The following is a 12,193-nucleotide window of genomic DNA, read 5'->3' on the forward strand; positions in this document are numbered from 1 at the left end:
ACGGCTTCACCGCACTCGGCATACCCGAAACTCAAGCCGTGGGATGACTCCGTCGGGGGAAAGGGGAACTCTGACCGTCAGTCAATTTGTGCAACAGAGTCGGGAACAAGGGCAGGTTCAATGTGACATTTTGTCCCGAACAGTTCAGTTCGGTTCGTTTGCAGCAGCGGGAGACATCAACTCATCAGGAGGCGGCTGGTCTTTCATGCCATGGCTGCACCGGCTGAATTCGAGAGGGCGCCAATCAATGGGCGCACCGAGACCGGGTTGAATGCTGCCAAGAATATAGGCCGCCGGCTCGGCCGGCCACCTGTTATGCTGAGCGATCAGCAGATCGAATAAGCGCGCGGGGCTCTTGGCGAACAGAAAGGCGATATGGAGGCAGTTGCTGCTAGGGCGAGCTCGAATTGCAGATGGCAAAAAGATCCCCGGCGCAGGTCAACCCCGCAGTGCTGGCCGCGCGAGGCAGCGCCAGGTGCCGGCGCCCGGAGACAGCGGCCGACGGCGCCCCGGCGGAAACCCCTGCCCGGTCGCGCGGGCCGGATCAGCGATAGATATGATCGCGCCGGAAAGGATAGGTGGATTGCGCCCCCGGCAGGTCCGGCGTCGCCAGCGCCGGGTCGGGATGGATCAGCAGGATCTGGTAAAGCGCCACCCAGCCCTGCTCGAAGGCCAGCGCGCAGCCGGCCAGGTACAGCCGATAAGCCTGCAACACCTCGGCCGCACGTTCGGGCGGCATCGAGCGGGCCAGCACCCGCTCGGCCTCGGGCAGCTGCGCCTCGAGCGCGTCGGACCAGGCCCAGAGCGTGCGGGCGTAATGCGGCCGCAGGTTCTCGGTATCGACCATTTCCAGCCCGGCCTGCGACAGGCTGCGGATGGCCTGGCTGACATGGATCAGCTCGCCGCCAGGAAAGATGTATTTCTCGATGAAATCGCCCAGGCCGCCGCCCACCATCGCATCGTCCAGCCCCGAGGCCGCGATGCCGTGGTTCAGTGCCAGCCCGCCCGGCCGCAGCAGCCGGCGCAGCGTGTCGCAATAGGTGCCCATCCGGGCGCGGCCGACATGTTCGAACATGCCCACCGAGGCCAGCTTGTCAAAGGGCCGGTCGGGCACCAGGTCGCGATAATCGCACAGCCGGATGCGCACCCGCTCGCCCAGGCCCTCCTCGGCGATGATCCGGCTGACATGGTCGAACTGGTTCTGCGACAGGGTGATGCCGGTGGCATCGACGCCGTAATGGCGCGCGGCATGCAGCAAGAGCCCGCCCCAGCCGGCGCCGATGTCGACGAACCGCTCGCCCGGTCGCAGGTCCAGCTTGCGGCAGATCAGGTCCAGCTTGGCCTCTTGCGCCTGCGCCAGCGTCATCTGCGGCTCGACGAAATAGGCGCAGGAATAGACCCGGCGCGGGTCGAGCCAAAGCGCATAGAACTCGTCCGAGACATCGTAATGCGCGCGGATCTGCCTTGCATCGCGGTCGCGGCTGTGACGCAGCAGCGAGTTCACATGATACAAGAGCCGCTGCCAGGGTTTGGGCTGGATCGGCTGGCCGCCGCCGGGCACCAGCGCCGCCACGATCCGCATCAGGTCGCGCATCGAGCCCTCGATCCGGGCGCGGCCGCGGACGATCTCGTCCCCCAGCCGCCCCAGCCGGGCCGAGGCCAGCGGCGCCAGCGCGCCCATGTCCTTGAAGGCGATGGTCACGCGCGCATCGGGCGGGCCCAGTTGCCGCCCCGAGGGCAAGCGGACCGCCAGCGGCACCGAGAGCTGTTGCAGTTTCCGTTCGATCAGAGCTTCCAGAGCCGGCATGATCACCTCACGCTTGGGCTGGCCGCGATTCGGGGGAGGCGTGGTTGCGAGACGCGGCAGCTTGTTCCTGACGACTGTCCCGGATGTGGCAGCCGGGGCAACTCCGGTTGCCATACTAGCGCCGATTCGCCGAAAATGGCCAGAGGCAGGGTGAACGGTCTGCCGCAGGTTGATCCCGCACCCGTGGCAAGATGCGGGAAAAGAGCGGCTGGGATCGGAAAGCGGCAGCCGGAAAAGCCGAAAGCGGCCCGAAGGCCGCTTTTCGCTGTTCCCGAAGGAAGATTTTGGAGCGGGCGATGAGATTCGAACTCACGACCCTAACCTTGGCAAGGTTATGCTCTACCCCTGAGCTACGCCCGCGCTCCGTCCCGATGGCGCTTCGCCTTCGGTGAGGCGTCATTTATGGGAGCGCGCCGGGGGGTGCAAGGGGAAAAATCGCGCCGCCGGGAAAATTTTCGCCGACACGGCCCGGCGAGGAAAATTGCGCCCGGCCGCAGCCTTGGCGGGCTTGACCGCGCCGCCGGCTTGCCGAAACCTGCCGGCCAGACGCCAGCCAGGCATGGGGTGCCGATGAAACCGTCCGACCAGCTTTCCGACTATGTCCGCCGGGCGCTTGCGCAGGGCGGCGAGCGCGACGAGATCGGCCGGGCGCTGGCCCATGCCGGCTGGTCCGCGCCCGAGATCGACGAGGCGCTGGAGGGCTGGGAAACCGCGCCCGGCCTGCCGCCGGTGCCGCGGCCGCGCCCCTATGCCTCGGCGCAGGAGGCGCTGCTCTACGGCCTGCTGTTCCTGTCCCTAGGCATGATCGGCTGGCATGTCTGCGAGCTGGGCATGGCACTGATCGACCGGCTGATTCCCGATCCGGCCGACAGCCGCTATTACGGGCCGGGCAGCGCGGCGCGCTGGTCCATCGCCTCGCTGATCGCCTTCGTGCCGCTGTTCGTGATGCTGAACCGCAAGGTGTCGCGGATGAGCCTGGGCGACGGCGGGCGGCGGCGGTCGCTGGTGCGCAAATGGTTCGCCTCGCTGACGCTTTTGGTGGTGGCGCTGGTGTTCCTGGCGGACGGGATCTATGTCATCTACACGCTGCTCAACGGCGAGCTGACCGCGCGTTTCGCCGCCAAGGCGGCCCTGGTCGCCGGGGTCGCGGGGCTGGTCTTCGCCTATTACCGGGACGAGCTGAATGACTAAGGGCTGGGCCACCATCGCCATCGCGCTGCTGGCCGCGGCGGCCGTCATCGCCGGGCTGGCCTTGACCGGCGGCCCCGGCCATGCCCGCAAGGAACGCCGCGACCGCGAGCGCGAAAGCGACCTGGCCAACCTGGGCCGGCTGGTGGTCTGCCTGGCGCGCGAGAACGGCGACCGCCTGCCCGAGACGCTGGAAACCACGCCGCAATGCGACTGGCAGGTGCGGCTGGCCGATCCCTTTACCGGCGCGCCCTATCGCTACGCGGTAACAGGGCCGCGCAGCTACCGGCTATGCGCCGGGTTCGAACTGCCTCAGCCCCCGCGCTCCGGTCCTTGGGATCGCGACGCGGCGGGGTGCAGCACGCGCAGCTTCATCCCGACCGGGCCGCAGCGGCCGGGCGCCGAGGCGACGATCCCCTATCGCGACTAGGCCAAAAGCTTTTCCAGATAGATGCGGTGCAGCCCGGCTTCGTGGACGCGGCGGGTCTCGGCATAGCCGAGCCGGGCATAGATCGCCTGATTCTCGACCATGCCACATGAGTATTAAGCCGCAGCCGGAGCAGGCCCGCCGCGCGGGCACGCATCTCGGCGAAATCCATCAGCCGCCGGCCAAGCCCCAGCCCCTGCGCGGCGGGCGAGATCGCCACGTTCTCGACCAGCAGCGCATCGGCCTGCGGGATGAACACGATCAGGCCCAGCACCGCGCGGTTCCGTTCCAGCAGGTGGGTCCGGCCGGCCGCGATGCGCGCGGCATGGTCATCCAGCATCGGCCCCGGCTTGCGGCCGATGCGCGCGACGGAATGGCCATAGGCACTGCTCACCAGTTCCTCGACCACCGCCAGATCGCCGGCCGCGGCAAGGAGCATGTCGTCGCTGTCCATCCCATCCCCTCCTGCCCCTGGGCGCAGTTTGCGCCGGGGCAGTCAGGCCGGCAGGTCCGCCAGCGGCCGCGACAGGTTCTCGGACGCCAGCGCCCCGGCCAGGAAAAGCGGCAGGCCCCGGGCCAGCGCGGCGAAATCCCCGGCCGGGGTCAGGGTCGGGTCGGCCTCGACCAGCAGTTCCAGCCCGCGGGCCTCGCCATCACCGCGGATGGTGATGTTGAACCCGTCGCCCGGCCCGTTCGACAGCACGTGCCGCGTGGTCTCGCAGCCGGCGAAGCGCGCCTCGTCAAAGGGCAGCACGTTGATCAGCGGCGAGAAGAAGAAGCGGCTGCGCGGCTCCATGCCGTAATCCTCGGCGATCTGCTCGATGCGATAGCGGCCATGCCGGCGCAGCTTGCGCAGCCGCGCGCCCAGCCGGGCCAGCGCCTCGGCCAGCGGTTCGGCCGGGTGCAGCTTCGCGTCCAGCGGCAGGATGTTCACCACCAGCGCCGGGACCGAGACGGCAACGCTGCCCATGCGGCTCATATAGGGCAGCCAGACCGGCATCGCGATGCCACCGCGCTCGTCGCACAGGCGCGAGGCCGAGCCGTCGCGCAGGCGCAGCGCCGCCCAGGCCGCGCAAAGCACGGTCAGCAGGTCCGGCCAGCCCATGCCCACCGCCTGCGCCTGCCGCATCAGCGCCGGGCGCAGGGCCGAGAGGTCATGCGCGGCGCAAAGCGCCTCGGCCGGATAATCCTCGGATCCCTTGCGCAGCACGCGCGGGCGTGGCTCGGCCGCCAGCACCCCGCCCCAATGCCGTCCGTCGGCGGCATGGCGCGGGCTGGCGCGATAGTCGGTCTCTTCGTTCAGATAATCGGCCAGCGGGCGCAGCGGCCGGCCAGGATCCGCGCCCTCGGCCAGGGCGGCGTAAAGCTGGGCGCAGCGCCGCTCGACCAGGCCCATGGCATAGCCGTCCAGCGCGATGTGATGGCCGCGGTTGAACCACAGGTAATGCCCCTCGGACAGCCGGATCAGCCATTGCGCCGCAATGGGCTGGCCAAGCAGGTCCAGCGCCGCGTCCACGTCCGCCTGCATCAGCGCAAAGGCGTGATCACGCGCATCGGCGCGGTCCGACAGGTCGATGCGCCGCAGCGCGGGCCGCAGCGCGGGATCGACCCGCTGCACCGGCCGGCCATCGGCGCCCAGGGCAAAGCGCAAGGCCATGATGTCGGTCTCGGCGATGGTGGCCTCGATGGCGCGGGCCAGCGCCTCGGGATCCGCGACCCCGCGCAATTCGATGGCATGGGCGACGGTCGAGACCGCCTCGCCGGGATGGAGCCGGAACTCCTCCCAGAAATCCAGCTGGGCCAGCGTCAGGGGCAGCCAAAGCCCCTCGGCGTGATGATGCGTCATGAAATCCTTGTCCCCGTCGCAGGGTCTGGCGGTCTGAACGAGAGAAGGCTGGCGTGGTTGCATCCGAAGATGGATGCGGCTGGCTTGCTTCAAGAGAGAAAGCGGGATAAAAATACTCAACAATTGCCTTCCGTCAAGGCGCCGCAGGCGCCTTCGTCGGCTCATTGCCGTAAAAGCAGGTATCCGCATGATTGAATTCAGCCCTTGGCCGCAAGACCTCGCCCGACGCTATCGCGAGGCCGGTTACTGGATCGACCAGCCGCTGACGCATATCCTGGACGCACAGCTGGCCGCCAACCCCGAGGCCGAGGCGCTGGTCTGCGGTTCGCGCCGCTTCAGCTATGCCGAGCTGGACCGGCTGTCGCGCAACCTGGCAGCGCGCCTGGCACGGCAGGGGCTGGGCCATGGCGATACCGCGCTGGTGCAACTGCCGAACGTGGCCGAGTTCTTCGTCGCCTTCTTCGCGCTTCTGCGGATCGGGGTGGCGCCGGTGAATGCGCTTTTCAGCCATCGCCGGCTGGAGTTGACCGAATATGTCCGCCAGATCGCGCCGCGGGTGGTCATCGCCGCGCGCGACCACGAACTGTTCCGCGACGACGGTTTTGCCCAGGAACTGCGGGCCGGCGGCGTCGCGCATCTGCTGCTTCTGGGCGAGGACGAGCCCGAGCGCAGCCTGACGCATTGGCTGACCCCTGACGGCGACCTGCCCGAGGGCGCGGGGCCGACCCCGGCCGACCAGGTCGCCTTCTTTCAGCTGTCGGGCGGCAGCACCGGCACGCCCAAGCTGATCCCGCGCACCCATAACGATTACGACTACAGCATCCGCGCCAGCGTCCAGATCTGCGGCGTGACCCCGGCCACGCGCTTTCTTTGCGCCCTGCCGGCCGGGCACAACTTCACCATGAGCTCGCCGGGCACGCTGGGGGTGTTCCATGCCGGCGGCACCGTGGTCATGGCCCCCAGCCCCGAGCCGCTGACCTGTTTCGACATCGTCGCGCGCGAGCGCATCACCATGGCGCCGCTGGTGCCGCCCGCCGCGGCGCTGTGGCTGCGCGCGGTCGAGGAGGATCCCGCCCGCCGCGCCATGCTGGACAGCCTGGAGCTGATGCTGGTCGGCGGCGCCAGCTTTGCCGAGGCGATGGCGCGGCGCGTCCCCAAGCTGCTGGGCTGCCGGTTGCAACAGGTCTTCGGCATGGCCGAGGGGCTGGTGAACTATACCCGGCTGGACGATCCCGAGGAGGTGATCTTCACCACCCAGGGCCGCCCGATCAGCCCCGACGACGAGGTCCGCGTCCTGGACGAGGACGGCAACCCGGTCCCCGACGGCACGCCGGGCGCGCTGGCCACCCGCGGCCCCTATACCTTCCGCGGCTATTACCGCAGCCCGGACCACAATGCGAAAGCCTTCGATGCCGAAGGGTTCTATTACTCGGGCGACGTGGTGGTGCGACAGGGCGGCAACCTGCGCGTCGTCGGCCGCATCAAGGACCAGATCAACCGCGGCGGCGAGAAGATCGCCGCCGAGGAGATCGAGAACCTGCTGGTCCGCCATCCCGACATCACCCATGCCGCGCTGGTCGCCGCGCCCGATGCACATCTGGGCGAGAAAAGCTGCGCCTTCCTGGTGCTGCGCGAGGGGGCGGGCAAGCTTTCCCCGCCGGCGCTGCGCCGGCACCTGCTGGAACTGGGCGTGGCCGAATACAAGCTGCCCGACCGTTTCCGCTTTCTGCCCGAATTGCCGCTGACCGCGGTGGGCAAGATCGACAAGCGCCGCCTGCGCGACAGCCTCGTGGCCGAAACCGCCTGAAAGGACGAATGATGGATAGTGCCGAAAAGACCGATCTCAGCCCCGAATGGCTGGCCGCCCGCGTGGCCGCGATGATCGAGGACGATTGCGAGATCGAGCCGGGCGAGAACCTCGTCCTTTACGGGCTCGATTCGATCGCGGTGATGACCTTTTCGTCCGAACTGAAGCAGATGGGCATCGAGGCCAGCTTCGAGGAACTGGCCCGCGAGCCGTCGCTGGACAATTGGTGGGCGCTGATTTCGTCGCGGCTGTGAACGACGGGCCGGCCGTGACGGGCCGGCCGTGAAGCGGGTCAGGCGCGCAGCGTCGCGCCGCCATCGACATACAGGTCGGCCATGGTGACATGGCCCGCCTGATCCGACAGCATGAACATCACCGCGCCGGCGATGTCCTCGGGCGTCGCCAGCTTCTTCAGCGGGATGCCGGTGCGATAGGCGTCCAGGCTGCCCTCGATCACCGCGCGCTCGCCGGCGCCGCCGTCCTCGGTCCACATGCCGGTCTGCATCGGCGTCAGGGTCGAGCCGGGCGCGACGATGTTGCAGCGCACGCCCTGCGCCGCCAGTTCCAGCCCCAGGCAGCGGACCAGCATGGTCGCCGCCGCCTTCGAGGCGGCATAGGCGCCCATGTTCAGGCGCGGAATCCCCGCCGCGTTCGAGCTGACCGCGACAATGGCGCCGCCGCCGTTGCGCACCATGGCGCGGCCGAAGGCGCGGGTGATGTTGAAGGTGCCCCGGGCATTGACGCCGATCACCCGCTCCCATTCCTCGGGCGCAAGGTCCAGCAGCGGCCCGATGGCCAGCACGCCGGCCGCATGGACGCCTAGCCCCAGCGGGCCATGCGCCGCCTCGACCTCGGCCACCAGCGCCTCGACGGCATCGCCGTCGCGCACGTCCAGCGCCCGGTTCTCGGCCCCCGCGACCGGGTTCGCGGCCAGCGCCGACTCGGTATCGCTGGCGACGACCTTCGCGCCGGCGTCCAGCAGCGCGGCGACCACGGCCCGGCCGATGCCGCCGGCCGCGCCGGTGACGATGGCGGTCCGGCCCTGAAATCCGGTCAGGCGCATGACTTCACCTCTTGCGCTTCCAGTGCGGCCAGCGCCTGCCGGGTGGACAGGGCCACGCCGCAGGTGGCGGCGATCCAGCCCATGGCCATGTCCTGCTTCTCGCGCGAAAAATCGGCCTGGGCATCGGCCACGGCAAAGGCCTCGATGTCGCGCTGGAACGCCTCGACGGCGGTGGCGAGACAGCCGATATGGGCATAGACGCCGCAGATCATCAGCTGGTCGCGGCCGCGCGCCCGCATCAGATGTTCCAGGTTGGAACGCTGGAAGGCGCTGTAGCGATGCTTGACCAGCACGATGTCGCCTGCCGCCGGGGCCAGTTCGGGCAGGATCTCCTCATGCTCGGGGACGGCGCTCATGCCCGGCCCCCAGAGATCGGCCTGAAGCCCGCGATCCGGGCGGAACTGGTCGCCCTTCTGCGCGGTGTAGAAGACCGGCACGCCCGCCGCCCGCGCCGCATGGACCAGCCGCGCGATATTGCCGACCACCGGCGCCAGCGGCGCGCCCTCGGGATAGGGGCGGCAGAAATAGCGCTGCATGTCATGGACCAGCAGCGCCAGCCGGTCGCGTTCGGGCTGCCAGGGCCCGCGCGCCTTGGGCAGCTCGGCCTCGGTCGGGGGTGCATAGGGGGCAATGCCGGGCAGGGCCATCAGGTATCTCCGTTGCAGGCCACGCCTTGCAGTGCCGCGTCCTGCGGCAGGCCAAGCGCGGCCAGAAGCGCGCCGAACTTGGCGCCGGTCTCGGCAGCCTCGGCCATCGGGTCCGAGCCGGGAACGATCCCCGCCCCGGCGTAAAGCCGAGCCTGCCGGCCGCTGATCTCGGCGCAGCGGATGGCGACATACCAGGCGCCGTCGCCGCTTGCGTCGCACCAGCCGACCGCGCCGGCATAGAAATCCCGCGCCACGGGTTCAAGGGCCTTGATGAAGCCCGCCGCCCGCCCCATCGGCACGCCGCAGACCGCCGGCGTCGGATGCAGCGCCGAGGCCAGCACCACCGAGGGCGTGTCCGCATCCTTCAACCTGCCCTCGATCCGGGTGCCCAGGTGCCACATGCTGCGGGTCGAGGTGACGCAGGTGCCCTGGGGGCAGCCCAGCTCGCGGCACCAGGGGGCCAGCGTGTCCAGGATCGCTTCGACCACCAGCGCATGTTCGCGGTGGTCCTTGGCCGAGCCGGACAAGGCCGCGGCCGCGGCGTGGTCGGCCACCGGGTCGGCCAGCCGGCGCGCCGAGCCCGCCAGCGGATGCGAGGCGATGGTCCGGCCGCGCTTCTCGACCAGCAGTTCGGGGGTGGCGCCACAAAGCGCGCGGCCCTGCGGATGCTCGGGCCCGGCGGGCAACGCCACGCGAAAGGCGGTCACGCTGCGGTCTGCATGCAGCCGCGCCATCAGCGCCTCGACCGGGATCGGCGCGGCAGATTCGACCAGCAGCGTGCGCGCCAGCACGATCTTTTCCAGCGCATCGCGGCTGCCGGCCTCCTCGGCCATGATGCCGAGCGCGCGGGCGACGGCGCCGGCATAGTCCCGCGCGGCGGGCTCGGCCGTCAGGCGCCAGCCCGGCAGCGGCAGGCCCTGCAGCGCGGCGCCGCCGGGCGCGGACGCCTCGCTGCGCCGGCAATGCCACAGGCAATCCCCCGCCTCGCGGTCGAAGGGCAAGGCGCCGCCGATCACCGCGTCCGGCGCGACCCCGGCCAGGGCCGCAGCCACCCGCGCCTCAAGCGTCGCGGCATTCCCGGCGGCGATCCGCCGCGCGGGACCGCGCCCCTGGATACGCCCCGAAGGGCCGTCGAAACCGAAAAGAACCGGATCAGGCACAGGCGACGCCGTCTTGCGCGGCGCCTCGGACAGGCGGATGTTCATCATGCATCTCGTTTCAAAGGAATTTCGTCCCCGATCCCGGCGGCGGCCCACGGCATTGGAACTGGCGCGGGCCGTGCAGACATGGATGATGCTGCGATCATATCCGGGGCAGAACTCTCCTGCGCAGGGTTTGGCAAACGATGTCTCGGGTGGCGCATCGCCGCGATCCCCAAGGGGCACGGCCAATCGGACGGCGGTCCGGAAATCCCGCCCTTCAGCTTCCCGCCGGCAATCTGTCAAAGCGGACCCGGAAAGGCAAGTAAAAAGATCAGGATTAGCGCGGGCCGGCGAATTGCCGCGACTCCGCCCTCCGCAGAGCCGGAACTGGGCGCCGGGCGGACGGGTTCGGGAAAGGTGACAATGCGGAAGGACCAAGGGGATGAACCGTCAGGACGACCCGGCAGAAGGCCCAGATTTCGACCTCGCGGCTGCACGGGTCTGCGCGATCGTGAACATGGGCTCGGGCCGCGAGGCGGGCGACGACATCGCAGACAAGCTGCGCAGGGCCTTGCAGGGCCGGGTGGCCGAGTTGCAGTTCCGCGGCACCGGACAGGGCGCCGACCTGCCCGCCATGGCCCGCGCGGCGGTGGCCGAGGGCTTCGACCTGATCGTCGCGGCCGGGGGCGACGGCACCCAGGCCGCCGTGGCCGGCGCGATCGCGGGCACGGAGGCGGCGATGGCGGTGATTCCCGGCGGCACCTTCAACTATTTCGCCCGCGACCTCGGCTCGGGCGAGACGGTCGACGCGGCGCTGGCGATCTTCGATGCGCCCCGCATCCGCCGCGTCCATGTCGGCGAGATGAATGGCATGGTCTTCCTCAACAATGTCAGCTTCGGCGCCTATCCCGAGATCCTGCGCCGCCGCGAAAGCATCTATCGCCGCTGGGGCCGGTCGCGGCTGGCGGCCTATTGGTCGGCGGTGGCGGCGCTGTGGACGCTGCGTCGCCCGCTGCGCCTGACCGTACACGCGGATGGCAAGACGCGGCACTTCACCACCGCCCTGGCCTTCGTGGCGAAAAGCGCCTATCAGCTGGACGCATTCGGGCTGGAGGGGGCCGATTGCGTGCGGCGCGGCCAGCTGGCGCTGCTGGTGGCGCGGGCGAAGCGCCCGGGGCCGCTGGTGCGCTCGGCGTTGCGGCTGGCCCTGGGCAAATCGGCGCGCTATGCCGATTTCGACCTGATCTGCGCCGATGACTTCGAACTCGAGACCGTGCCGCGCCACGAATATGTCGCCCATGACGGCGAAAAGACCTGGATGGATTCGCCCTTTCGCATCCGCGTGCGCCACGACGCGCTGAAGGTGCTGGTCCCGGCCGAAAGCGGCGGGCGGGATGCCGGATGACGCGCATCCTGCATCTCTCGGACCTGCATTTCGGGCTGGAGCGCAAGCCGCTGGTCGAGCCGCTGATCGACCGCATCAACGCCGCCCGCGCCGATCTGGTGGTGGTGACGGGCGACCTGACCCATCGCGGCCGCTCGGCGCAATTTGCCCAGGCCGCGGCCTTCCTGCGCCGGATCGAGGCGCCGCTGCTGGCGGTGCCCGGCAACCACGACATCCCGCTTTACAAGCTGGCGGACCGGATGCTGCGCCCCTGGCGCCGCTGGCGGCGCGCCATCGCCGAGAACCTCGAGCCCGTGGGCCATGTCGGCACCCTGCGGGTGCAAGGCGTCAACAGCGTCGATCCGATGGCCTGGCAACGCGGCATCGTCACGCCGGCCCAGGTGGCGCGGGTGATCGCCGGGCTCGACCCCGCCTGCATCAACATCGTCGCCCTGCACCACCCGATGCAGCAGCGCCCGCAGGTGGACAAGGCGCTGATGCAGGGCGCCGCCCCGGCGCTGGCCGGCTTCCAGGCCGAAGGCGTGCAACTGGTCCTGAGCGGCCACCTGCACCTGTGGTCGATCGGCGCCTTTCTGGGCAAGCGGGGACGGCCGATCCTGCAAGTCCAGGCCGGCACCGCGCTGTGCGACCGGCCCGGCGACCGGCAGAACGAATTCGCCGTGCTGGATTTCGCCGGCCCCGACCTGCTGGTCGAGCGCCATGTCGCGCCCATGACCGAGCCCGGCTTCCGCCCGCCCGAGCATTTGCGATTCACCCGCCGGGACGGGCTCTGGCGCCCGGCCTGATCTTCTTCGTTCCATAAATACCCTGGGGGAGCGCCCCTCGGGCCCCATCGAGGGGCCCGAGGGGCGCGGGGGAAAA

At 69.8% G+C, this 12,193-nt stretch carries 12 protein-coding genes and 1 tRNA gene; 6 read left to right on the forward strand and 7 right to left on the reverse strand.

The genetic code is table 11. The features are described 5' to 3' along the window. Positions 1-544 precede the first annotated feature (544 nt). Positions 545-1,807, reverse strand: coding sequence for a class I SAM-dependent methyltransferase (locus ACDP63_RS14205; protein WP_024844228.1), 1,263 nt, complete (start codon positions 1,805-1,807; stop codon positions 545-547). A gap of 285 nt (positions 1,808-2,092) precedes the next feature. Further along, positions 2,093-2,167 (reverse strand) — tRNA-Gly (locus tag ACDP63_RS14210). A 210-nt stretch (positions 2,168-2,377) separates the two neighbouring features. Here ACDP63_RS14210 and ACDP63_RS14215 point away from each other — a divergent pair. Beyond that, positions 2,378-2,998, forward strand: coding sequence for a DUF5671 domain-containing protein (locus ACDP63_RS14215; RefSeq protein ID WP_024844229.1), 621 nt, complete (start codon positions 2,378-2,380; stop codon positions 2,996-2,998). Next, entirely contained in the window at positions 2,991-3,425 is a 435-nt protein-coding gene (locus ACDP63_RS14220) for a hypothetical protein (protein WP_024844230.1), read from the forward strand. Before ACDP63_RS14215 ends, ACDP63_RS14220 begins: the two co-directional genes overlap by 8 nt. On the opposite strand, the gene ACDP63_RS14225 is transcribed toward ACDP63_RS14220, so the two are convergent. After that, positions 3,367-3,876: a GNAT family N-acetyltransferase gene (locus ACDP63_RS14225; RefSeq protein WP_231486697.1), complete on the reverse strand. Its 510-nt coding sequence runs from the start codon at positions 3,874-3,876 to the stop codon at positions 3,367-3,369. The genes ACDP63_RS14220 and ACDP63_RS14225 overlap by 59 nt on opposite strands. A gap of 42 nt (positions 3,877-3,918) precedes the next feature. Beyond that, the gene (locus tag ACDP63_RS14230) at positions 3,919-5,268 is read right to left on the reverse strand and encodes a condensation domain-containing protein (protein WP_024844231.1); all 1,350 of its coding nucleotides are present in this window, start codon (positions 5,266-5,268) and stop codon (positions 3,919-3,921) included. A 187-nt stretch (positions 5,269-5,455) separates the two neighbouring features. Between ACDP63_RS14230 and ACDP63_RS14235 the strand changes: the two genes are divergently transcribed. Both ACDP63_RS14235 and ACDP63_RS14240 read left to right on the forward strand, forming a co-directional pair. Then, positions 5,456-7,075 carry a (2,3-dihydroxybenzoyl)adenylate synthase gene (locus ACDP63_RS14235; RefSeq protein WP_409928137.1) on the forward strand — a complete coding sequence of 540 codons (1,620 nt, stop codon included), beginning with the start codon at positions 5,456-5,458 and terminating at the stop codon, positions 7,073-7,075. A gap of 11 nt (positions 7,076-7,086) precedes the next feature. Then, positions 7,087-7,329 (forward strand): phosphopantetheine-binding protein, encoded by a 243-nt coding sequence (locus tag ACDP63_RS14240; RefSeq protein ID WP_249038335.1) that lies wholly within the window; start codon positions 7,087-7,089, stop codon positions 7,327-7,329. 38 nt (positions 7,330-7,367) lie between these two features. On the opposite strand, the gene ACDP63_RS14245 is transcribed toward ACDP63_RS14240, so the two are convergent. From ACDP63_RS14245 to ACDP63_RS14255, 3 genes are read right to left on the reverse strand one after another with little or no spacing between them, the layout of a single operon-like run. Further along, entirely contained in the window at positions 7,368-8,138 is a 771-nt protein-coding gene (locus tag ACDP63_RS14245; protein WP_024844234.1) for a 2,3-dihydro-2,3-dihydroxybenzoate dehydrogenase, read from the reverse strand. Further along, the gene (locus ACDP63_RS14250; RefSeq protein ID WP_028710303.1) at positions 8,129-8,785 is read right to left on the reverse strand and encodes an isochorismatase family protein; all 657 of its coding nucleotides are present in this window, start codon (positions 8,783-8,785) and stop codon (positions 8,129-8,131) included. The genes ACDP63_RS14245 and ACDP63_RS14250 overlap by 10 nt, the downstream gene beginning before the upstream one ends. Further along, positions 8,785-9,993: an isochorismate synthase MenF gene (locus tag ACDP63_RS14255; RefSeq protein WP_231493214.1), complete on the reverse strand. Its 1,209-nt coding sequence runs from the start codon at positions 9,991-9,993 to the stop codon at positions 8,785-8,787. The genes ACDP63_RS14250 and ACDP63_RS14255 overlap by 1 nt, the downstream gene beginning before the upstream one ends. A gap of 376 nt (positions 9,994-10,369) precedes the next feature. Here ACDP63_RS14255 and ACDP63_RS14260 point away from each other — a divergent pair, with 376 nt between their 5' ends. Further along, complete coding sequence (locus ACDP63_RS14260) at positions 10,370-11,332, forward strand: diacylglycerol/lipid kinase family protein (protein WP_024844237.1); 963 nt, start codon at positions 10,370-10,372, stop codon at positions 11,330-11,332. After that, positions 11,329-12,117 carry a metallophosphoesterase family protein gene (locus ACDP63_RS14265; protein WP_028710305.1) on the forward strand — a complete coding sequence of 263 codons (789 nt, stop codon included), beginning with the start codon at positions 11,329-11,331 and terminating at the stop codon, positions 12,115-12,117. The genes ACDP63_RS14260 and ACDP63_RS14265 overlap by 4 nt, the downstream gene beginning before the upstream one ends. The last annotated feature ends 76 nt before the right edge of the window (positions 12,118-12,193 follow it).

This window comes from Paracoccus sp. P2 (assembly GCF_046335115.1).
In the GTDB taxonomy this organism is placed as follows: Bacteria; Pseudomonadota; Alphaproteobacteria; order Rhodobacterales; family Rhodobacteraceae; genus Paracoccus; species Paracoccus pantotrophus.